2 protein-coding genes are annotated in these 882 nt (G+C 61.3%); both read left to right on the plus strand.

All coding sequences use genetic code 11. The features are described 5' to 3' along the window. Positions 1-446, plus strand: a 446-nt coding sequence (locus AC1D0P_RS26170; protein WP_477679390.1) for a DUF4124 domain-containing protein, incomplete at its 5' end; no start/stop codon positions are given. Between the two features lie 138 nt (positions 447-584). After that, on the plus strand, positions 585-882 hold a 298-nt coding region (locus AC1D0P_RS26175), incomplete at its 3' end, for a hypothetical protein (protein ID WP_477679391.1).

Genomic DNA, 882 nt, shown 5'->3' on the forward strand with positions numbered 1-882 from the left:
ACGGCGCACAGCCGCCTGCCACCGAAAAGAGCGTCGAACCACTGAAGTTGCACAGCAACAGCAGTTTTGGCGGCGACAACAACGGCAAGGTGCGCGCCACCGAGTACAACGCCGACGGCACAAAAAAGGTTCCCAAAGACGTGCAGGACTTTGCCAAGGGCATGGAAAAGGCCCTGGGAACCAAAGACAGCAAAGAGGTGCCGCTGGACTGCAGCAGCGCGGTCAGGAATGCGCAGGACCAGGCGGATACGGCGCTGGAAGTGAGTGCCAAGAACCTGAAAACCGGCTACATCACCCAGGCCGACTACGACAACAACGCCGCCAGGCTTCGTCGCGCCAAGGCTGAGACCAATCTGGGCAGTTGCCAGTCCGCCACGGGCAGGGACCGCGCCTTCTACCAATGCATGTCCAACGGCAACAACCACTTCACGGCGTGCATCAAGTAGGCAAGCGCTGCGCGACTTTGATGGGCCTGATCGACCGCCCCAGACCCGGCGCGCAGTTCCCGGCCCCACCAGCCTCCATAAAACGCAGGCAACTCCAGATGCCCTGTTTCACAGCAAGATGAACGCCAGCAGTACCCCATGTCCGAAGTAAGAACGATTGCCACCCTCTGTTTTGAAGACGACGCTACCAGCCAGCGCTGGCTGGAGGCTTTAAAGCCTGCTTCCGGTGATGCCTGGGATGCCGCCAGCCAGGCCCTTGGGGCGCTGGGTTTGCGTTGCGTGCAAGCGAATGCAGGTGAACAGATTCGCGTCGAGCGCCTGGAACGCTTTGGCAGGCGCCTGGAATTGCGGTTCATGGAGCTGGGCCTGGACAGCCAGACGCTGCTGGGCGAGCTGATTGAATTGGGCGCCACACACCTGCGCGCCAGCATCGACG

This window comes from Polaromonas sp. P1_G2 (genome assembly GCF_056405515.1).